The organism is Citrobacter sp. Awk 2 (genome assembly GCF_028069815.1).
In the GTDB taxonomy this organism is placed as follows: Bacteria; Pseudomonadota; Gammaproteobacteria; order Enterobacterales; family Enterobacteriaceae; genus Citrobacter.
This window is the reverse complement of the sequence record NZ_JANEWL010000253.1, coordinates 1-543: the sequence shown is the minus strand read 5'-3', so window position 1 is coordinate 543 and position 543 is coordinate 1. Positions and strand designations below refer to the sequence as shown.

Below are 543 nucleotides of genomic sequence, written 5' to 3'. Positions count from 1 at the left end.
GTCATCTTCTGTAGGTATAAAAGGTACGGTGTCTGAAATTATTTTTTCTTTGTGGTCTATTTTTAGTTTTGATTCTTCCGCCTCATTGCTAACAATAATAAAATCTACCATATTGTTTTTCATGTAAACAGAGTGACAATAACTCAATATATCAACAGCTACTTTTTGGTCTATTCGTTCTATATCATCAATTATAAATAGACCATCAAGAGCAGATAGTTTATTCTTTTTTATGGCACTCGCAATACCGACTACTACATTATTTATTGGAGCCGCTGCAGCGGGAGTTTGGCTGCTAAGAGCAATGGTGGAACCAATAACATTTGGTATTTCTTTGATGTCTTCGGATAAATTAAGATAACTCACATTGAAAAGCTCTGATTTGAACATTTCCAAAGAGTTTATGCCGAGCGTTGAAATGATAAAAATTGTTTTTTTATCATAATTTCTCTTGAACTCTGAATTGAAATAATAAGTCTTCCCTGTGCCCCATTTTCCATCCAGAAGGATTAGCCCATCGCGTTTACCATTACATAATAGATG

At 33.9% G+C, this 543-nt stretch carries 1 pseudogene; it reads right to left on the bottom strand.

The window, feature by feature from the left end:
* A pseudogene (locus NNO02_RS23500) lies at nt 1-543 on the bottom strand (P-loop NTPase fold protein); the annotation flags it as partial.